Annotated in this window: 21 protein-coding genes; 14 read left to right on the plus strand and 7 right to left on the minus strand. The window is 73.5% G+C overall.

Annotated features, from left to right (window positions below; all coding sequences use genetic code 11):
- Positions 1-16 precede the first annotated feature (16 nt).
- From lysX to ACQEVU_RS33025, 7 genes are all read left to right on the plus strand, one after another.
- On the plus strand, positions 17-3,283 hold the full coding sequence (lysX, locus tag ACQEVU_RS32995) for a bifunctional lysylphosphatidylglycerol synthetase/lysine--tRNA ligase LysX (RefSeq protein WP_433330481.1): 3,267 nt from the start codon (positions 17-19) through the stop codon (positions 3,281-3,283).
- Positions 3,284-3,372: 89 nt separating this feature from the next.
- Entirely contained in the window at positions 3,373-4,110 is a 738-nt protein-coding gene (locus ACQEVU_RS33000) for an IclR family transcriptional regulator (RefSeq protein WP_433330483.1), read from the plus strand.
- A gap of 64 nt (positions 4,111-4,174) precedes the next feature.
- A complete protein-coding gene (locus ACQEVU_RS33005; protein ID WP_433330485.1) occupies positions 4,175-4,657 on the plus strand; it encodes a cation:proton antiporter regulatory subunit in 483 nt (160 codons plus the stop codon).
- An 8-nt stretch (positions 4,658-4,665) separates the two neighbouring features.
- Positions 4,666-5,841, plus strand: a complete 1,176-nt coding sequence (locus ACQEVU_RS33010) for a cation:proton antiporter (RefSeq protein WP_433330487.1) — start codon at positions 4,666-4,668, stop codon at positions 5,839-5,841.
- A 136-nt stretch (positions 5,842-5,977) separates the two neighbouring features.
- Positions 5,978-6,727: a hypothetical protein gene (locus ACQEVU_RS33015; RefSeq protein ID WP_433330489.1), complete on the plus strand. Its 750-nt coding sequence runs from the start codon at positions 5,978-5,980 to the stop codon at positions 6,725-6,727.
- A 133-nt stretch (positions 6,728-6,860) separates the two neighbouring features.
- Positions 6,861-7,286, plus strand: coding sequence for a MarR family winged helix-turn-helix transcriptional regulator (locus ACQEVU_RS33020; RefSeq protein ID WP_433330491.1), 426 nt, complete (start codon positions 6,861-6,863; stop codon positions 7,284-7,286).
- Positions 7,283-9,007: an MFS transporter gene (locus ACQEVU_RS33025; protein ID WP_433330493.1), complete on the plus strand. Its 1,725-nt coding sequence runs from the start codon at positions 7,283-7,285 to the stop codon at positions 9,005-9,007. Before ACQEVU_RS33020 ends, ACQEVU_RS33025 begins: the two co-directional genes overlap by 4 nt.
- A gap of 63 nt (positions 9,008-9,070) precedes the next feature.
- Here the strand turns inward: ACQEVU_RS33025 and ACQEVU_RS33030 are convergent, their stop codons facing one another.
- Genes ACQEVU_RS33030 through ACQEVU_RS33040 form a run of 3 tightly spaced genes read right to left on the minus strand, consistent with a single transcriptional unit; the run spans position 9,071 to position 11,975 of the window.
- Entirely contained in the window at positions 9,071-10,252 is a 1,182-nt protein-coding gene (locus tag ACQEVU_RS33030) for an RNA polymerase sigma factor (protein WP_433335178.1), read from the minus strand.
- Positions 10,253-10,310: 58 nt separating this feature from the next.
- Positions 10,311-10,652, minus strand: a complete 342-nt coding sequence (locus ACQEVU_RS33035) for a YciI family protein (RefSeq protein WP_433330495.1) — start codon at positions 10,650-10,652, stop codon at positions 10,311-10,313.
- 48 nt (positions 10,653-10,700) lie between these two features.
- Complete coding sequence (locus tag ACQEVU_RS33040; protein WP_433330497.1) at positions 10,701-11,975, minus strand: APC family permease; 1,275 nt, start codon at positions 11,973-11,975, stop codon at positions 10,701-10,703.
- Positions 11,976-12,049: 74 nt separating this feature from the next.
- Here ACQEVU_RS33040 and ACQEVU_RS33045 point away from each other — a divergent pair, with 74 nt between their 5' ends.
- Positions 12,050-13,000: a GlxA family transcriptional regulator gene (locus ACQEVU_RS33045; RefSeq protein ID WP_433330499.1), complete on the plus strand. Its 951-nt coding sequence runs from the start codon at positions 12,050-12,052 to the stop codon at positions 12,998-13,000.
- 416 nt (positions 13,001-13,416) lie between these two features.
- On the opposite strand, the gene ACQEVU_RS33050 is transcribed toward ACQEVU_RS33045, so the two are convergent.
- Entirely contained in the window at positions 13,417-13,602 is a 186-nt protein-coding gene (locus tag ACQEVU_RS33050) for a hypothetical protein (protein ID WP_433330501.1), read from the minus strand.
- 67 nt (positions 13,603-13,669) lie between these two features.
- Positions 13,670-14,497: an RNA polymerase sigma factor SigF gene (locus ACQEVU_RS33055; RefSeq protein ID WP_433330503.1), complete on the minus strand. Its 828-nt coding sequence runs from the start codon at positions 14,495-14,497 to the stop codon at positions 13,670-13,672.
- Between the two features lie 341 nt (positions 14,498-14,838).
- On the opposite strand from ACQEVU_RS33055, the gene ACQEVU_RS33060 reads away from it, so the two are divergent.
- The 5 genes from ACQEVU_RS33060 (at position 14,839) to ACQEVU_RS33080 (ending at position 21,788) form a co-directional block, all read left to right on the plus strand.
- Positions 14,839-15,594 carry an SAM-dependent methyltransferase gene (locus ACQEVU_RS33060; protein WP_433330505.1) on the plus strand — a complete coding sequence of 252 codons (756 nt, stop codon included), beginning with the start codon at positions 14,839-14,841 and terminating at the stop codon, positions 15,592-15,594.
- Between the two features lie 146 nt (positions 15,595-15,740).
- A complete protein-coding gene (locus tag ACQEVU_RS33065; protein ID WP_433330507.1) occupies positions 15,741-17,345 on the plus strand; it encodes a DUF4331 domain-containing protein in 1,605 nt (534 codons plus the stop codon).
- A gap of 73 nt (positions 17,346-17,418) precedes the next feature.
- Positions 17,419-18,705, plus strand: a complete 1,287-nt coding sequence (locus ACQEVU_RS33070; RefSeq protein WP_433330509.1) for a hypothetical protein — start codon at positions 17,419-17,421, stop codon at positions 18,703-18,705.
- A gap of 1 nt (position 18,706) precedes the next feature.
- A complete protein-coding gene (locus ACQEVU_RS33075; protein WP_433330511.1) occupies positions 18,707-20,179 on the plus strand; it encodes a hypothetical protein in 1,473 nt (490 codons plus the stop codon).
- A gap of 730 nt (positions 20,180-20,909) precedes the next feature.
- A complete protein-coding gene (locus ACQEVU_RS33080) occupies positions 20,910-21,788 on the plus strand; it encodes a hypothetical protein (protein ID WP_433330513.1) in 879 nt (292 codons plus the stop codon).
- A gap of 481 nt (positions 21,789-22,269) precedes the next feature.
- Here ACQEVU_RS33080 and ACQEVU_RS33085 read toward each other — a convergent pair whose 3' ends face one another.
- Complete coding sequence (locus ACQEVU_RS33085) at positions 22,270-24,771, minus strand: ATP-dependent Clp protease ATP-binding subunit (protein ID WP_433335180.1); 2,502 nt, start codon at positions 24,769-24,771, stop codon at positions 22,270-22,272.
- Positions 24,772-24,958: 187 nt separating this feature from the next.
- On the opposite strand from ACQEVU_RS33085, the gene pcaD reads away from it, so the two are divergent.
- Complete coding sequence (pcaD, locus tag ACQEVU_RS33090; protein ID WP_433330515.1) at positions 24,959-25,726, plus strand: 3-oxoadipate enol-lactonase; 768 nt, start codon at positions 24,959-24,961, stop codon at positions 25,724-25,726.
- Here pcaD and glgA read toward each other — a convergent pair.
- Positions 25,711-26,904 carry a glycogen synthase gene (gene glgA, locus ACQEVU_RS33095; protein ID WP_433330517.1) on the minus strand — a complete coding sequence of 398 codons (1,194 nt, stop codon included), beginning with the start codon at positions 26,902-26,904 and terminating at the stop codon, positions 25,711-25,713. The genes pcaD and glgA overlap by 16 nt on opposite strands.
- Positions 26,905-26,963: the final 59 nt, after the last annotated feature.

A 26,963-nucleotide genomic window follows, 5' to 3' on the forward strand; every position in this document is an offset into this window, starting at 1 on the left:
GGGGCATGATGTCCCGGTGAAGCGAGCGCGAATTCCGGACTGGTTCGCCGCCGGACTCCTGGTCGTGGCGGTGCTGTGCGCCGTCGCCGCGGTCAGCGCGGCGCTCGGCGCGCGGGTGCACCCGATGCGGGCCAGCATCGACGCGCTGATCGTGCCGGCGCCGCCCAACGTCGGCTACGCCGCGTTCCTGCTGACCCTCGCCGCCGGCGTGCACAACCGCAAGCACATCGCGTTCTGGATGCTCGCGGTCATCTTCGGGGCGCAGGGGCTGTACGACCTCTTCGTGCTCTCCGACCTCGGCGAGCGCGGCCGCGAGGCGCACGACCTGCACCTGCCCTTCCACGGCGTGGCCGCGGCGGCGATCAACCTGGCGGTGACGGCGGTGCTGGCCGGCGCGCTGTGGCTCGCCCGCGGCGAGTTCCGGGCCCGGGTGCAGCGGGCCAGCCTGCCCAAGGCCGTCGCCACGCTCGGCGCGCTGATCATCTCCTTCACCCTCATCGGCTGGGGCCTGCTCGAGCTGTTCCCGGGCTCGATCGGGCCGGGGCTGCAGCGGCTGGAGTACAGCGGCCGGATCGTGCTCGGCGGGGCCTTCGCGTTCGACGTGGACCGGCACGGGCGGGCCCCGGGCTGGGTCAACCTCGTGCTCGGCACGTTCGGCGCGATCGCGCTGTTCTCCGCGCTCTTCGTCCTGCTGCGTTCCCAGCGGATGATCGCCGCGCTCGACGTGGAGCAGGAGCGGGCGGTCCGCCGGCTGCTGGCCGAGCACGGCGAGCGGGACTCGCTGGGGTACTTCGCCACCCGCCGCGACAAGGAGGTGATCCTGTCGCCGTCGGGCCGGGCGGCGGTCACCTACCGCGTGGTGTTCGGCGTGTCGCTGGCCAGCGGCGACCCGCTCGGCGACCCCGACTCCTGGCCGCCGGCGATCGAGGCGTGGCTGCGGGAGGCGCGGGAGTACGCCTGGACGCCGGCCGTCATGGGCGCCAGCGAGGAGGGCGCGACGGCGTTCGCGCGGGCCGGCCTGCGGGTCATCGAGCTCGGCGACGAGGCGATCCTCAACGTGCGCGACTTCGACCTCGAGTCGCCCCACCTGCGACAGGTGCGCCAGGCGGTGCACCGGGTCGAGCGGGCCGGGTACACGGTGCGCATCCGCCGGCACGCCGAGATCGGCGCCGACGAGATGGCCCGGATCATCGAGCTGGCCACCCGGTGGCGCGACACGGAGACCGAGCGCGGCTTCTCGATGGCGCTGGGCCGCCTCGGCGACCCCAACGACGGCCGGTGCGTGCTCGTCGAGGCCCACGACCGCGACGGGCGGGCGGTGGCGCTGCTGTCGTTCACGCCGTGGGGCACGGGCGGGCTGTCGCTGGACCTCATGCGCCGCGACCGGGAGTCGGACAACGGTCTGATCGAGTACATGGTGGCGACCCTCATGCGGGAGGCGCCGCGCATCGGCGTGCACCGGGTGTCGCTGAACTTCGCCGTGTTCCGGGCCGTGTTCGAAGAGGGCGCCCGCATCGGCGCCGGGCCGGTGCTGCGGCTGTGGCGGGCGCTGCTGCTGGTGGCGTCGCGCTGGTTCCAGCTCGAGTCGCTGTACCGCTCGAACGTGAAGTACAACCCGCAGTGGCTGCCCCGGTTCCTGTGCTTCGAGGACGTGCGGGACCTGCCCAAGGTCGGGCTGGCCTCGGGCGCCGCCGAGGGTTTCGTGGTGGTACCGCGGCTGCGCACCCTGCTGCGCCGGGGCGCCCCGCCGCGCACCGAGGACCGCCGCGAGCTGATCGTCACCGAGGAGCCGGCGCCGGCCGCGGGCCCCGACACCCGGCGCCGCCCCGAGCAGGTGCGGGTGCGCATCGCCAAGCTCGACGCGCTGCGGGCCGCCGGGGTGGAGCCCTACCCGCCCGGGTTCGGCCGCACCCACGCCCTCGCCGCCGTGCGGGCCGCCCACGAGGGCCTGGCCGCCGATGCGCGCACGGGCGAGACGGTGTCGGTCGCCGGCCGGGTGGTGCGCCTGCGCGACCACGGCGCCCTGTGCTTCGCCACGCTGCGGGACTGGACCGGCGACCTGCAGGTCGTGATCGCCGGGCGGCCGGACTTCGCGGCCACCGTCGACCTGGGCGACCACGTCGGCGTCACCGGCGAGGTCGGCACCACCCGCCGCGGCGAGCTGTCGGTGTTCGCCGAGGACTGGACGCTGACCGCGAAGTGCCTGCAGCCGCTGCCGGACAAGCACCGCGGCCTGGCCGACCCGGAGGCCCTGGTGCGCCGCCGCCACGTCGACCTCATCGTCAACCAGCCGGCCCGCGACATGGTGCGCACCCGCTCGGCGGTGACGTTCGCGCTGCGCCGGGCGCTGCACGGGCGCGGGTACGTCGAGGTGGAGACCCCGGTGCTGCAGCCGGTGCACGGCGGCGCCAACGCCCGGCCGTTCGTCACCCACAGCAACGCCTACGACATGCGGCTCTACCTGCGCATCGCGCCGGAGCTTTACCTCAAGCGCCTGGCCGTGGGCGGCGTCGAGCGGGTCTTCGAGATCGGGCGCAACTTCCGCAACGAGGGCGTCGACGCCACCCACAACCCCGAGTTCACGATGCTCGAGGCCTATGAGGCGTACGGCGATTACACCACCATGCGCGCCCTGGCCCGGGAGCTGATCCTGGCCGCGGCCGGCGAGGACGGCGCCGTGCTGCGCCGCGGCGACGACGTGGTCGACCTGCGCGACGAGTGGCCCGTGGTGCCCGTCTACACGGCGGTCTCCGACGCCGCCGGCGCCGAGGTCACCCCGGCGTCGAGCATCGCCGAGCTGCGCGAGCTCGCCGACAAGCGGCACGTGCCGTGGCTGGAGGCGTGGACGCACGGCCAGCTCGTCCTCGAGCTCTACGAGCACCTGGTCGAGGGGGCCACGGTCCGGCCGACGTTCTACACCGACTTCCCAGTCGACGTCTCGCCGCTCACCCGGGCCCACCGCTGCGACCCGCGGCTGGCCGAGCGCTGGGACCTGGTCGCGTTCGGGATGGAGCTCGGCACGGCGTACACCGAGCTGGTCGACCCGGTGGAGCTGCGGGCCCGGCTGACCGCGCAGTCGCTGCGGGCCGCGGCCGGCGACCCGGAGGCGATGGAGCTCGACGAGGACTTCCTCGATGCGTTCGAGTTTGCGATGCCGCCCAGCGGCGGCCTCGGCCTCGGCGTCGACCGGCTCGTGATGCTGCTGACCGGCCGGACGATCCGCGAGACGCTGCCCTTCCCGCTCGTGAAACCGGGCGGCGCCATCCGGGCACGGCGGGGTTAGAGTGGAACGATCCCAGACAATGGATCACGACGCGACACGAAGGCCGAGCCCGATGTTTGATGCCGCGGCCAGCGGGAGACGCATGCCGAATGGCCAATGAGAGCCCCACGCTGGATCTGCTGGAGCGGCTCGCCGCCGCCCCGGACCGGATGACGCTCGACGCCCTCGTGCGCCAGATCGGGCTGCCCGAGGCCGTGCTGCGCGGGCGGCTCGACCACCTCGTCGCCCGCGGCTGGGTGGAGGCCGACGCCGACGGGCGCTTCTACACGATCGGGGTCGGCGCCCTGCGCCCCGGCAGCGCCTACCTGTCCGGCGACCGCACCGCGCGGCTGGCCGGGCCGATCCTGTCCCGGCTGCGTGACCAGCTCGACGAGTCGGTGCGCCTGGTCCGTCTCGACGGCGCCTCGATCGTGTGCCTGGCCGGCCGCGAGGCCTCGCACGACCTGGCCGGGCCGATGATCGGCCGGCGCTTCCCCGCCCTGTCGGCGGCCAGCGGCCGCGCCGTCGTCGCCTGGCGGACCCGGGCCGAGGTCGACGTGCTGCTCGAGCAGGGCATCCAGGCCCACACCATCGAGTCCGCGGTCGACCGCACCGAGATCTACGCCGCCCTGGCCGACTGCCGGGCGCGGGGCTGGGCCTACGAGCGCGGCGAGCTCGTGCCGGGCGTGGGCTGCATCGCCGCCCCGGTGCTGGTGCGCGGGCGGCCGGTGACCGACGCGATCAGCGTCGGCGTGCCGCTGTCCCGGCTCACCGACGACCACGCCGAGGACGTCGCCGCCTGCGTCCTGCGCGCCACCCGGGACCTGTCCACCGTCGTGTTGACGTAAACCGACGGAACAATCTTCGTAAAACTGGCGAACCTCCTAGATCAAGTACTCGATACCATGGGCCATGGACGTCGAGCGCATCGATCTGCCCGGGATCGGCACCAGTCACGTGGTCACCACGGGCCGGGGGCGGCGCATCGGCATCGTGTCGCACCGCAACGGCCGGCGCGATCTCGTCGTCTACGACACGGAGGACCCCGACACCAGCGTGGTGTCGGTGGCGCTGTCGGCCGACGAGGCCAACGCGATCGCCGAGTACCTCGGCACTGCCCGCATCGTCGAGCAGCTCGCCGAGATGCAGCGGCAGGTCGCCGGCCTCGTCACCGAGCAGCTGGTGATCGAGCCCGGGTCGCCGTACGACGGCCGGACCCTCGGCGAGACGCGCGCCCGGACCCGCACCGGCGCCTCGATCGTCGCCGTGGTGCGGGGCAACGAGGTCGTCGCGAGCCCGCGGCCCGGCTTCGGGCTGCGGGCGCGGGACCTGATCGTGGTGGTGGGCACCGCGGCCGGCGTCGGCGGCGTCGCGGCCCTGCTCGGCGACGGATAGGCGGGCCGGTGCACCACGACACCATCCTCGTCGAGCTCGGCGCCGTCATCCTCGCCCTCGGGCTGCTCGGGGCGTTGTCCCTGCGCTTCTCGGTCTCCCCCATCCCGCTGTACCTCGTCGCCGGGCTCGCCTTCGGCGCCGGCGGCGTGCTGCCGCTGACCACCAGCACCGAGTTCATCTCGGCGGGCGCCCGCATCGGCGTCATCCTGCTGCTGTTCACGCTCGGGCTGGAGTACACCGCGCCGGAGCTCGTCGGCACCCTGCGCTCCTCGGCCCCGGCCGGCCTCGCCGACCTCGTGCTCAACGCCGCGCCCGGGGTGGCCGCCGCGCTCATCCTCGACTGGGGCGTCGTGGCCGCCGTCGCGCTCGGCGGCGTCACCTACGTGACCTCCTCCGGCATCACCGCCAAGGTGCTCGGCGACCTCGGCTGGCTCGGCAACCGCGAGACGCCGGCCGTGCTGTCGCTGCTGGTCTTCGAGGACCTGATGATGGCGCTGTACCTGCCGATCCTGACGGCGCTGCTGGCCGGCGTGGGCTGGCTCGGCGGCACCGCGACCCTGGCCGTGGGCGCCGCGACGATCAGCTTCGTGCTGCTGGTCGCGCTGCGCTTCGGCAACGTCGTCGAGCGGTTCGTGGCCAGCGAGAGTGACGAGGTGCTGCTGCTCAAGGTCCTCGGCCTGACCGTGCTGGTGGCCGGCGCCGCCGAGCTGCTGCAGGTCTCGGCCGCGGTCGGCGCGTTCCTCGTCGGCATCGCGCTGTCCGGCCCGCTCGCGCACACCGCGCGGCAGCTGCTCACGCCGCTGCGGGACCTGTTCGCGGCCGTGTTCTTCGTCTTCTTCGGCCTGCAGACCGACCCGCGGGCGCTGCCGCCGGTGCTCGGCGTCGCCGCGCTGCTGGCCCTGTGCGGCGTCGTGTCGAAGCTCGCCACCGGCTGGATCGCCGCGCGCCGGGCCGGGGTCGCGCTCACCGGGCGGGTCCGGGCCGGCGCGGCGCTGCTGCCGCGCGGTGAGTTCAACATCGTCATCGCCGGGCTCGCCGTCGCCGCCGGCGCCAACGAGAAGCTCGGCCCGCTCGCCGCCGCGTACGTGCTGATCCTGGCGATCGCCGGGCCGGTCGCGGCCCGGGCCGCCGAGCCGATCGCCCGGCTCGTCAACCGCCGGCGCGCGGCGCGCCAGTCGGCGTAGACCGACGAACGGACCAGGAAGTTTGCCCGAAATGCGGATTTTCTCGCGTCTGTCGGGAACCGTGTCGGCCCGCATGTTTGGCTGCCCCTCGGAGGTGCCACGGCAGCGCTGCCGTGGCGGACAACGGGGGATCACCATGCTGAAGCACAACCGGGTGCTGGCGAAGCTCATGTACGGCGCGGGCGCGGCGACGATGCTGGCCACGCTCGCCGGGGCGCCCGCGCACGCCGCCGAGGCGGGCCACCGGCCCGGCGACGGCAGCGGCGGGGGCAACGCCACGTTCGCCGCGCCGAGCGCCAAGAAGGCCAAGAACAACCGGCACGGCGCGGCGCCGAGGTGCCGGGAGATGACGGTCGACGGCGGCTTCGAGTCGCCGAAGCTCGGCCGGCACGACGACTACATGCAGTTCGACCAGCAGGACGTGCCGGGCTGGAAGACCGACGACCCGGCGGGCAAGATCGAGATCTGGGGCTCGAACATGGGCGTCCCGGCCCGCTTCGGCACGCAGTTCGCCGAGCTCAACGCGACCGGCCAGGGCAACTCGATCTACCAGGACATCAGGACCAGGCCCAACAGCAAGATCTACTGGTCGTTCTGGATCCGGGCCCGGGACAGCTCCGCGGGCAGGGACGTCGACGCCACGCAGATCCACTTCGGGCGCACCCCGAAGAACGACGGCCAGGTCAACGGGGTCGGCTCGGCGTTCGCCTACGCCAACTCCTCCGACGACGCGCACTGGAAGCGGCTCTACGGCTGGTACCAGACCGGCCCCGGCCAGACCTCGACCCGGGTCACCCTCACCGCGGTGGACAGCGCGTCGACCGATGACGGCTACGGCAACCTCGTCGACGGCCTCACCATCGTCGACCAGCCGGGCTGTTTCTGAGATACCGCCCCGGAAACACGGCGTCGGTCGATGCGTGCGGGACGCATCGACCGGCGCCGATCTTTGTCAAGGCCGGGTGAACTAGGTCGCAGTGCATAAGCGGCTTCTATAAGCCAGTGATATAAATTGGAGTATGCCCGCTGCCCATACCGCACTCGACCCTGCGCGCCTGACGGTCGCCGTCGAGCGGGTCTTCAGCCTGCTGCGGCAGGGCAACCCGCCGAACGACATCAGCCTCACGGCCGCCTCGACGCTGCGGCGACTTGAGCGTGAAGGACCCCGGCGGCTCACCGAGCTCGCCACCGCGGAGGGCGTCACCCAGCCCGCGATGACCCAGCTGGTTCAGCGCCTGGAGCGGGAGGGGCTGGCCGACCGGGCCGCCGATCCCACCGACGGCCGGGTCGTGCTGGTCAAGGTCACCCAGGCCGGGATCGAGCTGCTCGAACGGCGCCGAGCCGTGCGCGCCGAGCACCTCGCCACCCTCCTCGCGGACCTGTCCGAAGAAGACGAGGCGCTGATCGCGGCCGCGCTGCCGGCGCTGGAGAGGCTCGCCAAGTGACTCACACTCTCGACGCATCCCAGAAGTCCGGGTTCCGGGGGGCGCTGTCCGGCGGCTCCGACCACCCGCACTACAAGTGGGTGGCCCTGTCGAACACCACCCTCGGCATGCTCATCGCCACGATCAACTCCTCGATCGTGCTGATCTCCCTGCCGGCCATCTTCAACGGCATCCACCTCAACCCGCTCAGCCCCGGCAACGTGTCCTACCTGCTGTGGATGCTCATGGGGTACATGCTGGTCAGCGCCGTGCTGGTGGTGACCCTGGGGCGGCTGGGCGACATGTTCGGCCGGGTGCGCATCTACAACCTCGGCTTCGCCCTGTTCACCGTCACCTCGATCGCCCTGTCGCTGGACCCGTTCGACGGCGGCGGGGGCGCGATGTGGCTCATCGGCTGGCGGGTGCTGCAGGCGGTCGGCGGCGCCATGCTCATGGCCAACTCCGCCGCGATCCTCACCGACGCCTTCCCGGCCGCCCAGCGCGGCATGGCCCTGGGCGTGAACATCGTCGCCGGCATCGCGGGCTCGTTCATCGGCCTGGTGCTCGGCGGCCTGCTCGCCGAGTGGAACTGGCGCGCCATCTTCTGGGTCAACGTGCCCATCGGCATCATCGGGACGCTGTGGGCGTACCGCAGCCTGCACGACACCGGCCTGCGCCGGCCCGGCCGGATCGACTGGTGGGGCAACCTCACGTTCGCGGCCGGTCTCACCGCGCTGCTGGCCGGCATCACGTACGGCATCCAGCCCTACGGCGGCCACAGCCAGGGCTGGACCAACCCGTGGGTGCTCGCCGGCCTGATCGGCGGCGTGGTCATCCTCGCCGTGTTCGCCTGGATCGAGCGGCGCGTCAGCGAGCCGATGTTCCCGCTCGGCCTGTTCAAGATCCGCGCGTTCGCCTCGGGCAACGTCGCCGGCCTGCTCGCCTCGATCGCCCGCGGCGGCCTGCAGTTCATGCTCATCATCTGGCTGCAGGGCATCTGGCTGCCCCTGCACGGGTACTCGTACGAGTCCACGCCCCTGTGGGCCGGCATCTACCTGCTGCCGCTGACCGTCGGCTTCCTCGCCGCCGGCCCGATCGCCGGGCACCTGTCCGACAAGTACGGCCCGCGGCTGTTCGCCGCCGTCGGCCTGCTCGTCATGGCGCTGTCCTTCGCGGGCCTGCTGATCCTGCCGACCGACTTCGCCTACTGGGCGTTCGCCGCGCTGGTGTTCTTCAACGGCCTCGGCGGCGGCCTGTTCGCCGCCCCGAACACCTCCTTGATCATGTCGAGCGTCCCGGCCCACCTGCGCGGCGCGGCGTCCGGCATGCGGGCCACGTTCCAGAACGCCGGCATGGTGCTGTCCATCGGCGTGTTCTTCTCGCTCATGATCGCCGGCCTGTCCAGCTCGCTGCCGGACTCGCTCAGCACCGGCCTCACGACGCAGGGCGTGCCGCCGGCCGCCGCGAACCAGATCGCCGGCCTGCCGCCGGTGGGCACGCTGTTCGCGGCGTTCCTGGGGTACAACCCCATCCAATCGCTCCTGGGCCCCCAGCTGCTGAGCCAGCTCCCGCCGGGGAACTCGGCCACGCTCACCGGACGCGAGTTCTTCCCGCACCTGGTGTCCGGCCCGTTCCACGACGGCCTTGTCATCGTGTTCTGGATGGCGATCGCGATGGCCGTGATCGGCGCCCTCGCGTCGCTCATCAAGCCCGGCCGGCACGAGATCGAACCGGCGAAGTAGGCCGGTTTCACCAGCGCCGACCCGGTACTGCCACGGGCCGGCTCGGCGCGGCGGGCGGGCCGGTCACCTCGGGGAGTGGGGTGCCGGCCCGTCCGCGTTGCGCCGCTGCTGCAGGAACGCCCGCTCGACCGCGTTGTCGCACCGGGCGATCGCGGCGTCGTAGGCGGCCCGCGCCTCGTCGGGCCGGCCGAGGCGGCGCAGCAGGTCGGCGCGGGCGGCCGGCAGGTAGTGGTAGTCGGCCAGGCGCGCATCCGCGGCGAGCTCGTCGATGAGGGCCAGGCCGGCGGCCGGGCCGTCCAGCATCGCCACCACCACGGCCCGGTTCAGCGCCACCACCGGGGACGGCCAGGCGCGCAGCAGCAGGTCGTACACCGCGCGCAGCTGCTTCCAGTCGGTCTGCGCGTAGGACGGGGCCTCCGTGTAGATCGCGGCGATCGTCGCCTGCAGCGCGAAGCGGCCCGGCCGCCCGCCGCGCAGCGCGGCCCGCACCAGGCGCAGGCCGTCGGCGATGCGTCCGGCGTCCCATTGCGTGCGGTCCTGCTCCTCGAGCAGCAGAAGCCGGCCGGTCGCGTCGACGCGGGTCGCGCGCCTGGCGTCGTGCAGCAGCAGGAGGGCGCGCAGGCCGAGCGCCTCGCGCTCGTCGGGCATCAGCGCGCACAGGGTTTCGGCCAGGTCGAGGGCGCGCTCGACGAGGTCGTGGCGCAGCAGGGTGTCGCCCGTCGGGGCGGCGTGGCCGGTGGTGAAGACGAGGTGGACGACGGTCAGGACGGCGTCGAGGCGCTCCGGCAGCTCCCGGTGCTCCGGCACGCGGTACGGGATCCGGGCGGCGGCGATCTTCTTCTTCGCCCTCGTCACCCGCGCCGCCATCGTGGGCTCGCTGACCAGGAACGCCTTGGCGATCTCGGCCGTGGTCAGGCCGCAGACCAGCCTGAGCGTCAGGGCCAACTGGGCCTCGCGGGCCAGGGCCGGATGGCAGCAGGTGAAGACGAGCCGCAGGCGGTCGTCCGGGATGTCCGACTCCTCGGACGCTTCGGGGATGACCAGGAGCGGGAGCTTCGAACGCAGCGTCGCGGCGCGGCGGTGGGCGTTCAGGGCGCACCGCTGGGCCGCCGTGGTCAGCCAGGCGCCGGGGTTGTCGGGCACGCCCTGGCGCAGCCAGGCGTCCATCGCCGAGACGTACGCGTCCTGCACGCACTCCTCGGCGAGGTCCAGGTCGCGCGCGACGCGCACCGTCGCGGCGAGCACGCGGGCCCACTCGCGGCGGTGCGCGTCGGCGATTGCCGACCGGACGGCGTCGTTGTCGTTACTCAAAGACCATCACGGGCCGGACCTCGACGCCGCCGAACGGGGCCGGGCACAGCTTGCCGAACTCGAGGGCCTGGTCGAGGTCCTTGGCCTCGACGAGGTAGTAGCCGCCGAGGACCTCCTTGGTCTCCACGAACGGCCCGTCGGTGACCACGTCGCCGCGGATCGACGTCGCGGTGGGCGTGGGCTGCAGCGCGTTGCCGCCCAGGATCGTGCCGCCGGCCGCCGCGACCTGCTCGGCGAAGCGGTTGTGGGCGTCCATCGCCTGCTGGAACACGGCCGGGTCCGGGTTCTCGTAGCCGGTCTCGTCCTCGTAGATCAGGATCAGGTACTGGGCCATCGCGGGCTCCTCATGACTGCGTAGGTGTCACTTCCACTCCTACGTCAATCAGGCGGCGACCGAATCGACAGCCCGGCCGGAAATCTCTGGAGATTTTTCCGGGCCCCTCGCCCGTCTCGTGTAGAGCAGCGCGCCGGCCGCGATGACCAGGGTGCCGAGGACGTACCAGCCGGTGACGACCATCAACCCGACCGACGAGGCGAACGCGAGGATCGCGCACCACCGGGCGAGGGTGCGCCGGGGCAGGAGCTTGATCGCGGCGGCGGAGCCCATGAGGTACACCAGGACGAAACACCCGCTCGTGAGCAGCACAAGGGCGCGGGTGCCGGTCCCGGTCGCGGCGACCACCGCGAGCGAGGCGGCGCCGAGCAGCGCGACGACGACGAGGCTTCGGCGGGGCACCGATCCGGGCGCGGCCCCGCGGCCGAACCAGGCCGGCAGCGCCCCGTCGCGCCCGAGCGCGGCCCCGAGCTTGGCCGCTCCGGCGTAGTACGCGTTCATGGTGCCGAGCGTGAGCAGCAGCGCCGCGCCGGCCGCGATGGTGCGCACCTGCCCCCCGACGCCGATCGCGAGCAGCTCGGCCAGCGGCGCGTCGGTGCCCGGCATGGCCGGCCCGATGACGAGGACGCTGGCGGCGGCGATGCCGAGGTACAGCACCGCGACCACGACCAGCGCGATCCCGGTGGCGCGGGGCAGGTCCTGCTTCGGCCGCCGGAAGTCGGCGGCCAGGGACGTGACCGCCTCCCACCCGGCGAACCCCCAGACGAGCACCGCCGCGGCCGGCCCGATCGCCCACCACCCGTGCGGCGCGAACGGGTGCAGGTTCGCCGTGTGCGCGTGCGGCAGCGCGGTGATCGTCGCCGTCAGCAGCAGCGCGATGAGCAGCCCGGCGAGCCCGAGCTGCAGCCGGCCGGAGACCCGCACGCCCCCGAGGTTGCCGCCGGTGACGGCCAGCATGAGCGCCCCCGCCGTGAGCAGCGTCGTGCGGGTCCCGCCGCCGAGGGCCGCCGAGACGTACGCCCCGCCGAACAGCGCCGCGGCCGGCGCCCCCACGGGCACCGCGAAGTAGAACGACCACCCGACCACGGCCGCGGCCCGCCGCCCGAACGCGTTGCGGACATAGGTGGCAACTCCGCCCGAATCGGGATAACGCGCCCCGAGCGCCGCGAAGGTCGCGGCCAGCGGCACGGACAGGACGACGAGCGCCCCCCAGGCGATCAACGAGGCGGGCCCGGCGGTCTGCGCGGCGAGCGCGGGCAGCGCGATCACCCCGGTGCCGAGCACGGCCCCGATGGAGAGCGCCGCCCCTTGCGAAACGGTCATCACGCACTTGATCCTCGCCGGGGTCGGCCCCGCGGACGAGTGGCAGGAATGCCGTTGTGCGCTAGATTTCTGCCATGGGTCATGTGGTGGGGCTGGCGGTCACCGACGACATGCCGGTCTTCGAGCTGGCGGTCCCGTGCGAGGTCTTCGGCATCGACCGCTCGGACCTGGCGTCACCGTGGTACGAGCTGCGCTTCGCCGCCGCGACCCCCGGCCGCCACCCGGCCCGGGCCGGCCTGAGCGTCGACGCGCCGTTCTCGTGGCCGTCGCTCGTGGAGGCCGACACGCTGATCCTGCCGGCGTTCTCCCGCGCCCGCCAGGTCGATCCCCCGCCGGAGCTGGTCGAGGTGGTCCGGGCGGCGCACGAGCGCGGCAAGCGGATCGTCGCGATCTGCACCGGCGCCTACGTGCTGGCCGCCGCGGGCCTGCTCGACGGCCGCCGCGCGACGACGCACTGGATGAACGCCTTCGACTTCGCCCAGCGCTTCCCGCGCGTGACCTTCGACCCCGACGTCCTGTACACCGAGGACGGCCCGCTCTTCACGTCGGCCGGCACGGGCGCCGCGATCGACCTGTGCCTGCACCTGGTCCGCCTCGACCACGGCGCCGCGGTCGCGAACGAGGTGGCCCGCCGGATGGTGGTGCCACCGCACCGCGACGGCGGCCAGTCGCAGTTCGCCGCCCCTCCCCCGCGCCCGCGCACCCCGGACGCGCTCGGCGGCGCGCTGGAGTGGGCCCGCCGCCGCCTCGACCAGCCGCTGACGGTGGCCGACCTGGCGCGCGAGGCCCGGCTCAGCCCGCGCACGTTCGCGCGGCGGTTCCGGGAGAGCGTCGGGACGAGCCCGCTGCAGTGGCTGGTGGGGCAGCGCGTGCGGCTGGCCCAGGAGTTGCTGGAGACGACGGACGAGTCGATTGAGCGGATCGCGCATCGGACGGGGTTTGGGACGCCGGCCAATCTGCGCATCCACTTCGCACGGCAGACGAGCGTGACGCCCACGACGTATCGGCAGGTGTTTCATCGCTGAGCTTCGGGGCAGGCTTCCGTCCCCTGAGTTTGAGGGCAAATTTCTATCGCTGAACTGAACTGACCTGACCTGAACTGAAACGGACTGAGCTGACCAGCGCCGGGCCGTGGCGCGGCGTGGCAGGAGCCGAGCCGTGGTCACACACGCGCGCGTGTGGGCGTATCGGCCGGGCGGAAGACGTGTTGGCACTCCGAGACCGGGGCTGCCGTCGTGCCCGGCGAGCTACGACGAGACTCGCGGCGGCGGCGTTCCGGTTTCCACCACCGTATCAGTGGCCACCAAATTCCGCGGCCCCGTATTACCGTCCGTCGCCGCGCCCTCACAGCCTACGGTTTCGCTCCGCGATCACGACGGCGGACGGCCGCGACAGAACGGACGTCGTCGTGTGATCGCGGAGCGAAAAACAGCGGCGGACCTCAGCAGGGCATCAGTTCCGTACGGCGGACCCGAACCCGAGTCCCGTCCGTCAGTGTGACCTCCACCCGCCCGGCCTGATCGGTGTCGCCGAACGCGTAGATCTCCTTGCCGTCATGCTCGGCCAGCTCGCCGCGCAGCGGCCGCAGGACCCAGCGCAACTCGCGTGATTTGCTCAACTTGCCCATTTTGCCCACCCCCGCGAATCAAGGTACGGAAGGAGCCCCGGTTCGCGGGGAAGGCGCGCGGGGCGAGTCAGTCCTCGCGGGTGAGCTGCTCGCGCAGGTTGCGCAGGGCGCCGGCCAGCAGTCGCGACACGTGCATCTGGGAGATGCCCAGCTCGGCGGCGATCTGCGACTGGGTCAGGTTGCCGTGGAAGCGCATCGCGATGATCTTCTGCTCGCGGTCCGGAAGCTTGGCCAGCAGCGGGCGCAGCGCCTCGCGGTTCTCCACGTTGCGCATGTCGGGGTCGTAGTCGCCCAGCAGGTCGCCGAGGCCGTTGGCGCCCCCGTCGCCGTCGCCGACGGGGGCGTCGAGGGACAGCGCGCGGTACGCCTGGCCGCAGTCCAGGCCCTCGATGATCTCCTCCTCCGAGACGTCGAGGCGGGCGGCGAGGTCGGCCACCGTCGGGGAGCGGCCCAGGTCCTGGGCCAGGTCGCCGGAGACCTTGCTGATCTCCAGGCGCAGCTCCTGCAGCCGGCGGGGCACGCGCACGTCCCAGCCCTTGTCGCGGAAGTGCCGCTTGAGCTCGCCCACGACCATCGGGATCGCGTAGCTGGTGAACGCGGCGCCGCGGGTCGGGTCGAACCCGTCGACGGACTTGATGAGGCCCAGGTTCGCGACCTGGATCAGGTCCTCGAGCTGCTCGCCGCGGTTGCGGAAGCGGCGCGCGAGGTACTCGGCCAGCGGGATGTACAGCTCGATCAGTCGCGCCCGGACGCGATCGCGGTCGGTGCCGGCCGGAAGGTCCGCCATAAGTGACAGCAGCGCCTTGGCCTGCGCGTCGCTTTCGCGGGTGCCACGCGTGGTGGCGGCGTGCTGCGAGGTGCTGGCGTGCTGCGGAGTGTTTTCGATGCTCTGCATACTCATGGCAGGGTTCAGCCTTTCCATTTGGTACCGCATGACCGGTGCCGCGACGAATCCACCGGGTTTCGGTGGTGCCCGTGGGGGAATCCCTGCGATTGGGCAGGGCGCAATGCGTCGGAACCGGTCGTAGACCGCCATGGGCGCCCGTGTCTTGAGCGCCGGCGCAGACCTCCGGCGTCACCACGCTCCGGGGAGCCGCCGCTGTCTGGACGGGCCCGGCCGCACAGGGGGTAGCAATCACCCGTGCGGGGTGGGACGCTCCCCACCTTACAACTACTTGTCGCAGAGCAACAGTCGTGGGGCGCCATCCGCACCTGCGTGGCAATAGGGTGACCGCCATGACGATCGATGCCACGGTCCCGAACGTCGCCCGGATGTACGACTACTACCTCGGTGGCTACCACAACTTCGCCGCCGACCGGGAGGCCGCCGAGAAGATCCTGGCCATCTTCCCCGACACGCCGGCGGCGGCCCGGACCAACCGGCGGTTCATGCAGCGGGTGGTGCGCCACCTGGGCGAGGCCGGCGTCCGGCAGTTCCTGGACATCGGGGCCGGCCTGCCGACCCAGGGCAACGTGCACGAGCACACGGACGGGCGGGTGGTGTACGTCGACAACGACCCAGTCGCCGTGGCGCAGGCGCGCACGCTGGTCGAGGACGACGAGCGGGTGTCGGTGGCCCTGGCCGACCTGCGCGAGCCCGAGGCGCTGCTGGCCGACCCGCACGTGGCCGGGCACCTGGACCTCGCCGAGCCGGTCGCGATCCTGCTCGTGTCGATCCTGCACTTCATCCCCGACGAGGCCGACCCGTGGGGCCTCATCGCCCGCCTGCGCGACGCGACGGCGCCGGGCAGCCATCTCGTGGTGTCCCACCTGACCCTCGACGGCGTCGACGCCGCTGCGGTGCAGCAGGGGCAGCAGGTGTACCGCAGGACGAACGCCCCCATCGTCCCGCGCCCGCGCGATGCGATCCTGCGCCTGTTCGACGGCTACGAACTGCTGGAGCCGGGCCTGGTGTGGATCGGCGACTGGCGGCCCGGCCCGGGCGAGGACCAGGTCTCGCACGGGTACGGCGCAGCCGGCGTCAAGCACTGAAACCCTTTGATTCGGCCCGGGTCGCGGGCCGGATTGGTCGCTGACGGCAATCTCACAGCGACCCAGCATCGGCGCCGACAGCTCCGAAGTCCTCCCGCAGGCGGTTCGACAGCCCGGACCGCCCCGGATGTGGGAGGACCACGCTGATGCGACTCGCAACCGCCCTGCGGGCCGGCGCCGCCACGGTGCTGGCCGCCGGCGTCGCGCTGACCGGCCTCGGCCCGGCGCTCTCGGCCGCGTCGAGCCACCGGGAGGCGCCGCTCATCGCCGCCGACCCGGCGGCCGACAACACCGACCTGTACGCGTTCGTCAGCCCGGAGCGCCCGGGCTACGTCACGTTCATCGCCAACTGGCAGCCGTTCGAGGAGCCCAACGGCGGCCCGAACTTCTACCCGTTCGCCACCGACGCCGTGTACACCATCAACGTCGACAGCGACGGCGACGCGAAGCCGGACGCGGTGTTCCGCTGGACGTTCACCAACGTCGACAAGCGCGGCGGCAACACGTTCCTCTACGCCAACGGCCCGGTCACCTCGCTCGACGACGAGAACCTGCTGTTCCGCCAGACGTACACCCTCGAGTCGTCGTTCCACGGCGAGCCGTTCAAGACCCGGATCACCGGCGCGCCGGTCGCCCCGTCGCGGGTCGGCGCGGCGACGATGCCCGACTACGCGAAGCTGCGCGCCGACGCGAACAAGCGCCTGCCGGGCGGCTGGAACGTGTACGCCGGCCAGGCCGACGACCCGTTCTTCCTCGACCTGCGGGTGTTCGACCTGCTGTACGGCGGGGACCTGAGCGAGGTCGGCCGGGACACCCTCGCCGGCTACAACGTCAACACCATCGCCCTGCAGGTGCCGTTCACCGACGTGGCGCTCAAGGGCGACCCGAAGCGCAACCCGGTCATCGGCGTCTGGACGACGACCGAGCGGGCGAAGACCCGGCTGACCGGCCCGTCGAACGGCTCGGCGGACATCCGCAGCGCCGAGCGCGTGCAGGTCTCGCGCCTGGGCAACCCGCTGGTCAACGAGGTCGTCGTGCCGGCCGGCCTCAAGGACGCGTTCAACGCCATCGGCCCGGACCAGGACGCCGGCATCCCCGCCGTCGTCCAGCGCGTCACCGACCCCGAGCTGCCGAAGCTCATCGAGGGGATCTACAAGGTGCCCGCGCCGGCCGCGCCCCGCAACGACCTCACCGAGATCTTCCTGACCGGCATCACCACCAAGGGCGACGGCCCGATCAAGGCGGACCTGAACTCGCAGCTCAACAACGCCGACGCCAGCCCGGCGAGCTTCCGCCCGTCCGAGATGCTGCGGCTGAACCTCGGCGTCCCGGTGACCGCGCAGCCGAGCCGGCTCGGCGTGCTCGGCGGCGACCTGCAGGGCTTCCCGAACGGCCGCCGGCTCACCGACGACGTCGTGGACATCTCTCTGCAGGCCGTCGAGGGCGCGGCGCAGACCGGCAAGCTCGTCGACGCGCTCGCCGCCGGCGACAAGGTCGACGCGAACGACAACGCGTTCTCGGGCGAGTTCCCGTACCTCGCGCTGCCCAACGTCTCGGCGGCCGGCAAGGACGTCGCCGCGGGCCCCTCGCCCTCGGCCGCGGCCGCCCAGAACCCGCAGACCAAGCCCTCGGCGTTCGAGTCCGGCACGGGCATGACCGCCGTCACCGTCGGAGCCTCGGCCCTCGCCGCCGGGCTCGGCGCGACCCTCTTCGTCGGCTGGTGGCGCCGCCGCCGCACGCCGTTGTCCTGACCCCTGGCCGACCCACCGGGGCGGGCGGACCCGCCCGCCCCGGCCCACCCTGGAGGAAGCAGTGCGAGTTCGGATGATCCTGACGGTGGTACTGGCGGCCGCGCTGCTCTTCACGCTCGGCGCGGTCGTCGGGCGCACCAGCGGTACCACATCCTCGGCTTCGGCTCGGTCCGAAAGCGCCGCAACGGCGCCGCCGGCCGCCAAGCTCCCCGCGGCGATCGCCGCCTACCAGGAGCGCCTGCGCCGGGTGCCGGGCGACTGGACCGCGTGGGCGGCGCTCGGCGCGGCGTACGTGGAGCAGGCCCGCGCCGTCGCCGACCCGTCGTACTACCCCAAGGCCGAGGGCGCGCTGCGGAAGTCGCTGCAGGTCCGCCCCGGCAACGCGCTCGGCCTCGCCGGCCTCGGCGCCCTGGCCAACGCCCGGCACGACTTCGCGGGCGCGAAGGGCTACGCGCAGCAGGCCCTGGCCGCCGACGCGTACTCCGACACCGCCTACGGCGTGCTCGCCGACGCCGAGACGCAGCTGGGACACGCCGCCGAGGCCACGGATGCGGTACAGCACATGCTCGACCTGCGGCCCGGGCTCGCCTCGTACACCCGGGCGTCGTACGACCTCGAGCAGCACGGCCGGCGTACCGAGGCGATCGACCTCATGCGCAAGGCCCTCGCGGCGGCGACGGAGCCCGCCGACGTCGCGTTCTGCCACCAGCACCTGGCCGCCCTGGCGTGGATGGCCGGCGACCTGGCCACCGCCTCGGCCGAGGTGGCGCTGGGCCTCGCCGCCGACGACGCCGCGGCCGGCCTGTGGCAGCTCAGGTCCCGCCTCGACGCCGCCGACGGCCGTCTCGACGCGGCGCTGGCCGACCTCGAGAAGGTCGTGGCCCGCACCCCGACCGTCGACGCCCTCGTCGAGCAGGCCCGGATGCTCACTGCCGCGGGCCGCGACCCCGCGCCGGCGCTGCGCCTCGCCGAGGCGTCGCACAACCTGTTCACGGCCAACGGCGGCACCGACGACCTCGGCGCCGCGGCCCTCGCCCTGGCCGCGGGCCGCCCGGCGCAGGCCGCCGACCTCGCGCAGCGCGAGTGGGGCCGCCGCCAGTTCGCCGAGGTCGCCGACATGGTCGCGTGGAGCCTCAACGCCGCGGGACGCCCCGCGGAGGCGCTGCCGTACATCCAGAAGGCCGAGGCCCTGGGCCAGCTGGACCCGGCGGTGGCGTACCACCACGGCATGATCGCCCTGGCCGGCGGCGACCGCGTCACCGCGCGCCTGCAGCTGCAGCTCGCGCTGTCGCTCAACCCCCACTTCTCCCCCATCGACGCGCCGGCCGCCCAGCGCGCCCTGGCCACGCTGGAGCCCTGACATGCCCCGCATCCTCGTGCTGCTGCTGTTCCCGCTGCTCGCGGTCTTCCTCGTCCCGGGCACCGCGCACGCCCACCCGCTCGGCAACTTCTCCGTCAACCAGCTCGCCGAGCTGTCCTTCACCCCGTCCCGCGTCGACGTCACGGCGACCGTCGACTACGCCGAGCTGCCCACCCTGCAGCAGCCCGGCCTGGACGCCGCCCGCGAGTGCGCGGTGTTCGCCGCCGCGTTCACGCTGCGCGCCGGCGCCACCCCGGTCGCGTGGACGGTGTCGTCGCCTTTCCTGACGTACTCCGACGGCGCCGCGGGCCTGCGCACCAGCCGCCTGAGCTGCTCACTCTCGGCCCCGTTCACGGCCACCACGGCCGACGTCGCCAACCACTACCGCGACGACCGCGTCGGCTGGCGTGAGCTGACGGCGACGGCCGATGGCGTACACCTGGAGTCCTCCCCGCTGCCCACCGCGAGCCGCACGGACGGTCTGCGCCGCTACCCCGACGACCTGCTGAGCTCCCCGCCGGACGTCCGCACCGCCCACCTTTCCCTGGCCCCCGGCGGCGCCACCCGGCCCACGGACGCCGCCGCCCCCGCCTCGGCGCTCCCCGGTTTCCTGTCCCGGGCCGAAACCCGGCTGCGCGGGTGGGTCGGCGACCGATCGCTCACGCCGTGGGTGGGCTTCTTGGCGGTACTCCTGGCCGCCCTCCTCGGCGGCGCCCACGCCGCGCTGCCCGGCCACGGCAAGACGGTGATGGCCGCGTACCTGGCCGGCCGCCAGGGCCGCCCGCGGGACGCCCTGGCGGTGGGCGCGACGGTGACCCTGACCCACACCGGCGGCGTCCTGATCCTGGGCCTGCTCCTGACCACGGCCGCGGGCCTGGCGGGCGAGACGGTCCTGGGCTGGCTGGGCGTGGTGAGCGGCCTGCTGGTGGCGGCCGTGGGCGTGGCCATGCTCCGCCGCCGTCACCCCACCCATTCGCACTCACACTCGCACTCGGCTCCAGCTCCGGCTCCGGCTTCGGCTTCGGCTCCGGCTCCGGCTTCGGCTTCGGCTTCGGCTCCGGCTCCGGCTTCGGCTGGTGGGCACGGCCATTCGCATTCGCACGGGGAGGGTCATTCGCACTCACACGGCGGGGAGGGTCATGCGCACTCGCATGGTGAGGGGCGCCCGAGTCGCCTGGCCCTGATCGGCATGGGCGTGGCGGGCGGCCTCGTCCCGAGCCCGTCGGCGCTGGTCGTCCTCCTCGGTGCGATCGGCCTGGGCCGCACCTGGTTCGGCGTGCTGCTGGTCCTCGCGTACGGCGCGGGGATGGCCGCCGTCCTGACCGCCGCGGGCCTGCTCCTCATCCGCCTGCGCGACCGCTGGCCGACCCGCTGGCGCCTGCCGCGCCTGACCCGCTTCGCCCCGACGGGTACGGCCGCGCTGGTCCTCCTGGTCGGCTCGGCCCTGGCGGTGCGGTCGTTCGTCGCGCTCTGATCGAGCAAGTTTGGGGGCAGGCGGCGGGCCGGGTGGGGCGGTATTCTGTTGGTGGGCAGTGCGCCTGCCCGAGCCTTACCCGGCCGCCCACGCCGACCGGGCCTGAGGCCAAGAGGCTCCGACTCAGCGCACCGGACCGGGCTGCGTTCCATCCTGCCCGGCGGAGGTATTCGCCGTCCGATCGGTGCGAGCGTGGGTCGACGCCGGAGGACTCATGATGGCCGAAGAACCGCAGGACCCCACACCCCCGCCGCCGGACTCGTCCGTCGCCGGCCCGTCCGCTGACACACCGACCGGCCCACCCGACTCGGCCGATCTCTCCGACCCAGCCGATCTCGCTGACCGTGGCCGCGTTTCCGACCCGGCCGGCCTCAGTGACCCTGCCAGCCTCTCCGACCCAGCCGCACTCGCTGACCGTGGAGGCGTTTCCGACCCTGCCGGCCACAGCGACCCTGCCGATCTCCCCGACCCAGCCGGCCTGTCTGATCCTGGCCGCATTTCCGACCCTGCCGATCTCCCCGACCCGGCCGGCCTGTCTGACCGTGGCCGCATTTCCGACCCTGCCGACCTCCCCGACCTCGACGGCGGTGCGCCCGATCGGGCGGATTGCGATGCCGGAACCGGTACGACCGGCGCCGAGGCGCCCCCGGCCGGCGACACGCCGGCCGGAGCTGCGGGAAGGCCGCGGCAGCGATCCCGCAGCGCCCGCGACCGGGCCAGGCGCCGCGCGGTGCGCGCACACGCGGCGCAGACCGGCGTCGCGTATTCGGTCGCCGCCCGCCAGCTCGCCGCCGCCGGCCTGTCGCCGGGCGAGACCCTGGGCAACGCGGGCCGGACCGTGTACCCGGCCGCATTGGCTGGCGGCCGCTGGAGCATCGTCGCCCGAGAGGAGCGCACCCCCGCCGACAAGCTGTCCACGACCCGGACCGGCGCCCGCCTCCCCGCCGGCCGCGCCCGTCACCTGACCGACCGTTTCCCACCGGGCGAGGCCGCCGGCATCGTCTTCTACGACGGCGAGCTGCGCGCCGAACTGCTCGCCATGGTGTACCTGGTGGCGGCCCACGAGGCCCCCGGCCTGGTCCCGCCCCCGCTCGACCTGTCGTGGACGGCCGAGCTCGGCGAGGAGACAGCGGTCGACACGGCCTGCGCAGACCTGGACCGGGCCGCCCGCGCCGTGCTCGACGACCGCGCCGCCCAGCGCTGGCACCGCATCGACGCCGCCCTGACCGCGGCCCAGCACCACAACGAGCCCGCGATCCGCTACGCCGCGGACCTGCTCACGCTGGCCCACCGCCGCCTGACGACCCCGACGGAGGACCCGGCCGGCGAGCCGCAGGTGCGGCCGGCACCGTGGCGCGGCGTACGCCAAACCCTCGACGCCCTCCTCGTCGTAGCCGAGGACGGCCACGCCCCCGGCACCCGGATCCGCCTCCCCGGCAAGGCCCCCCACCGCGAGGGCACGGTGACGGGCGCACACTGGGCCGCGGCGGGCGCCCCCATCGCGTACGACATCGCCCTCGACGACGACCCCACCACCCGCACCGTCCTGCCGCCCGACATGGTGGTCCTGCCCGCCCAGGAGTCCGACGCCCCAGCACTGACCTACTGACGCACGCCGCCGCCGGCACCGATCGTCCAACGCGCAAGCGCGGCCACCGACGTCGGCCGTCCGACGTGGACTTTCGCCGCGAGGGACACGCCCTGGCCGCGAGGGACACGCCCTGTGCGGATGACTTTCGCCGCGAGGGACCCCCGCCCCGTTCGGATGACTTTCAGCGCGAGGGACCGGCGCCCACCGTGCCGATGACCTTCGGCGCGAGGGACCAGGCGCCCTCCGCGCGGATGACCTTCGGCGCAGAGACCGGCGCGCCCCGTGCCGATGACCTTCGGCGCGAGGCACCGGGCGCCCTCCGCGCGGATGACCTTCGGCGCAGAGACCGGCGCGCCCCGTGCCGATGACCTTCGGCGCGAGGCACCGGGCGCCCTCCGCGCGGATGACCTTCGACGCAGAGACCGGCGCGCCCCGCGCGGATGACCTTCGGCGCGAGGGACCGGCGCCAGCCGTGGGATAAGGCGGGCGCCGGGGTTGGCTACGCGGCTGGGACTGGGGTGGGGCGATCCGGGTGGCGGATCTGGGTCGGTCGGGTCGTGGTGTAGGTCAGGGACTCGCCACCGGGGGCGTCGACCGTGAACGTTGTGCCGGGTGGGAGCGTCGAGTCCAGGAGGCGGGTGGAGAGTTCGTTCTCCAGGGTGCGTTGGATGGTGCGGCGTACCGGGCGGGCGCCCAGTCTCGGGTCCGAGCCCGACTCGGCCAGGTAGCGGCGGGCGGCCGCCGTCACGACGAGGTTGACGCCGCGGGATGCCAGGTCGGCGGTCAGGCGGGTCAGGTGCTGCTCCACGATCGCCAGCAGGTGGTGAGGGCCCAGCGGGTGGAAGACGAGGACCTCGTCGATGCGGTTGAGGAACTCCGGGCGGAAGTGGCGGGCCAGCTCGCGGGCGTAGGAGCTCGGGACAGCGGCGGGCTCGGACAACGACGACAACGAGGACGACGGCGACGATGACGGGGAAGACGGGGACGCCGGCGACGAAGACGGGGACGAGGGCGACGACGAGGACGACGGGGACGGGGACGAGGGCGACGACGAGGACGACGGGGACGGGGACGGCGAGGACGGCGACGACGAGGACGAGGAGGACGACGGGGGCGGGGAAGACGACGGGGAGGTGGCGGCGGGCGCAGGCGGCAGAGCGAAGCCGGCCGATGTCGTTGCGGTGCCGAGGTTGGTGGTCAGGATCAGGATCGTGTGGCGGAAGTCGGTGCGGCGGCCCTGGGCGTCGGTCAGGTGGCCGTCCTCGAGGACCTGCAGCAGCGTGTTGAAGACGTCCGGGTGGGCCTTCTCGATCTCGTCGAACAGGATGACCGAGAACGGGCGGCGGCGGACGCGCTCGGTGAGCTGGCCGCCGTCGTCGTGGCCGATGTAGCCGGGTGGGGCGCCGACCAGGCGGGCGACCGTGTGGTGGTCGTGGTACTCGGACATGTCGAGCTGGATCAGTGCGTCCTGCGTGCCGAACAGGTGCTCGGCCAGGGCCTTGGCCAGTGAGGACTTTCCGACGCCGGACGGGCCCGCGAAGATGAACGAGGCGGTGGGGCGCTTCGGGTCGGCCAGGCCGGCGCGCGAGCGGCGGATCGACTGGGACACGGCGCGCACGGCGTGGTCCTGGCCCGTCACGCGGCGGTGCAGTGACGCCTCCAGGTCGAGCAGGCGGGTCGTCTCGCTCGCGGAGAGGGCGCCGACCGGGATGCCCGTCCAGGCGGCGAGCACCTCCGCGATCAGGGCGCCGTCGACGGGCGTGGCGTCGGGGGCCGAAGCCGCGATGCGGGCCCGGGCGCCGGACTCGTCGAGCAGGTCGATGGCCTTGTCGGGGAGGCGGCGGTCGGGCAGGTAGCGTTCGGCCAGGGTGACCGCGGCGGTCAGGGCGTCGTCGGTGTAGCGCACGCCGTGGTGGGACTCGTACGCCGGGCGCAGGCCGCGCAGGATCGCCAGGGACTGCTCCGGGGTCGGGGCGTCCACCTCGACCGGCTGGAAGCGGCGCTCCAGGGCGCCGTCGCGGGCGATGTAGCGGCGGTACTCCTCCGTGGTCGTGGCGCCGATCGTCTGCAGCTCGCCGCGGGCCAGCAGGGGCTTGAGCAGCGACGCGGCGTCGATGGCGCCCTCGGCGGCGCCGGCGCCGACCAGGGTGTGGATCTCGTCGATGAAGACGATGACGTCGCCGCGGGTGCGGATCTCGCGGATCACCTTGCGCAGGCGCTCCTCGAAGTCGCCGCGGTAGCGCGAGCCGGCGACCAGGCCGCCGAGGTCGAGGGAGTACAGCTGGCGGTCCAGCAGCGTGGCCGGGACGTCGCCGGCGGCGATGCGCTGGGCCAGGCCCTCGACGACCGCGGTCTTGCCGACGCCGGGGTCGCCGGTCAGGATCGGGTTGTTCTTGCGGCGGCAGCTGAGGATCTGCACCACCCGCTCGATCTCGCGGTCGCGGCCGATGACCGGGTCCAGGGTGCCGTTGCGGGCGTCGTCGGTGAGGTTGTGGCCGAACTGCTCCAGCGTCGGGCTGGAGACGGCGGGGCGGTCCGGGCCGGCGGCCGACGGGTGCTCGGCCATCCCGCCGGTCAGGCCGTCCATGACCTGCGCGCGGACCGCGTTGGGGGTCACGCCCAGCCGGGCCAGGACCTGGGCGGCGACGCCCTCGCCCTCGCGGACGAGGCCCAGCAGCACGTGCTCGGTGCCGATGTGGTTGTGGCCCAGGCGCAGCGCCTCGCGCAGGGCGAGCTCCAGGACCCGCTTCGCGCTCGGGGTGAACGGGATGTGGGCGGCGGGGGCGTGCGTGCCGACGCCGATGACCTCCTCGACCTGCAGGCGGACCGCGTCCAGGGACACGCCGAGGCTCGACAGGGCGGACGCGGCCACGCCGTCGCCCTCGTGCAGCAGGCCCAGCAGGATGTGCTCGGTGCCGATGTAGCTGTGGTTGAGGGTGCGGGCGGCCTCCTGGGCCAGCACCACCACCCGGCGGGCGCGGTCGGTGAAACGCTCGAACATCGCCATCAACGCCTTCCGGCGGGGCACGCAGCACGCACCCCGCCCACGACAGAAGAGAGGGAGGGATGCGCTGAGTCGAAGCCTCTTGGCGAAGTGCTCAGGCGGGCGCGCCACCTGGAATCACGATATCCCACAGCGGGGGCGCCGCCGTTCCGCCGACAGCGAACCGGGGTGATACACACATCCGGTGACGGCAACGACGCTGTTCCAACGCACGACCGGGCCGCTCGGGGCCCCGTTCCTGCTGCTCGGCGGGGTGCTGGGCAGCAACCTGGACATGTGGCGGCCGCAGCTGGCGCACTTCGGCGACGCGCTGCGGGTGGTGCGCTTCGACCACCGCGGGCACGGCGGGTCGCCGGTGCCCCCGGGGCCGTACAGCATCGAGGAGCTCGGCCGCGACGTGCTGGCGCTGCTCGACCGCCTGGGGATCGAGCGGACGTCGTACTGCGGCCTCTCCCTCGGCGGCATGGTCGGCATGTGGCTGGCCGCGAACGCCCCGGAGCGCATCGACCGGCTGGTCCTGATCTGCACCGCCGCCCACCTGCCGCCGGCCGACGGCTGGCTGGAGCGGGCCGCGCAGGTGCGGGCGGGCGGGATGGCGCCCGTCGCCGACGCCGTGCTCGGCCGCTGGTTCACGCCGCGGTTCCGGGCCGCGCTGCCGGCCCGGGTCGCGCCGTACCGGGCGATGGTCGCCGCCTGCCCGGCCGAGGGCTACGCCGCCGGCTGCGAGGCGATCGCCGCCATGGACCTGCGCGCCGACCTGGACCGCATCGGCGCGCCGACCCTCGTCATCGCGGGCGCCGACGACCCGGCCTCCCCGCCGGAGCACGGCGAGCGCATCCACGCGGGGATCGCGGGCAGCCGGCTCGTGGTGGTACCGAATGCGGCCCATCTGGCCAACGTCGAGCAGCCGGACGCGATAGCCCAGCTGATCATGGATCACGTCACGGACTGATAGACCGCCAGGGTGCGGTCGGCGATCGCCGCCCACGAGAAGTGGTCGACGGCCCGCTGGCGGCCGGCCCGGCCGAACGCGGCGGCCCGCGCCGGGTCCTCCAGCAGGGCGATCATCGCGTCGGCGAGGTCGGCGACGAACCGCGACTCGTCCAGCGGGGTGCCGGAGCCGTCGGAGACCTGCTCGATCGGCACCAGCAGGCCGGTCTCGCGGTCGGCGACGACCTCGGGGATGCCGCCGGTCGCGGTGGCCACGACCGCGGTCTGGCAGGCCATCGCCTCGAGGTTGACGATACCCATCGGCTCGTAGATGGACGGGCAGACGAACAGCGTGGCGTGGGTGAGGACCTGGATGACCTCGCGCTTGGGCAGCATCTCCTGGACCCACACGACGCCGGAGCGGGTCGCCTTGAGCTCGTCGGCCAGGGCCGTGACCTCGGCGGCGATCTCGGGCGTGTCGGGCGCGCCGGCCAGCAGGACGAGCTGGGTGTCGGGCGGCAGGCGGCGGGCGGCCCGCAGCAGGTACGGCAGCCCCTTCTGCCGGGTGATCCGCCCGACGTAGACGACGCTCGGGCGGTCCGGGTCGATGCCGAGGCGGGCCAGGACGTCGGTGGCGGCGTCCGGGGAGTACTGCTCGGTGTCGATGCCGTTGTAGACGACGTGGACCTTGTCCGGGTCGACCGCGGGGTAGGCGCGCAGCACGTCGGCCTTCATGCCGGCCGACACGGCGATGACGGCGTCGGCGGCCTCGATCGCGGTCCGCTCGCACCAGGACGAGAGCGCGTAGCCGCCGCCGAGCTGCTCGGCCTTCCACGGGCGCAGCGGCTCCAGGCTGTGGGTGGTCACCACGTGCGGCACGCCGTGCAGGAGCTTGGCGACGTGGCCGGCGAGGTTGGCGTACCACGTGTGGCTGTGCACGATGTTCGTTCCCGAACAACCGGCGGCCATCTCGAGGTCGACGCCCATGGTGCGCAGCGCCGCGTTCGCCCCGGACAGGCCCGGCGGGTCGGGGTAGCCCGTCACGCCGGGCTCGGTGCGCGGCGCGCCGAAGCAGTGCACGCGCACGTCGAGGGATGCAGAACGCAGGTTGCGAAGCTCGCGGGCCAGGTACTCCAGATGCACGCCCGCGCCGCCGTACACGTCGGGCGGGTACTCTCGAGTGAGCAGGTCTACACGCACCCCCCAAACAGTAATTGCTGTTCGTCTGGCGCAACACGCCGGACACGTTTAGCGTCTGC

The sequence above is a fragment of the Dactylosporangium sp. CA-139066 genome, from assembly GCF_050936175.1.
Classification (GTDB): Bacteria; Actinomycetota; Actinomycetes; order Mycobacteriales; family Micromonosporaceae; genus Dactylosporangium.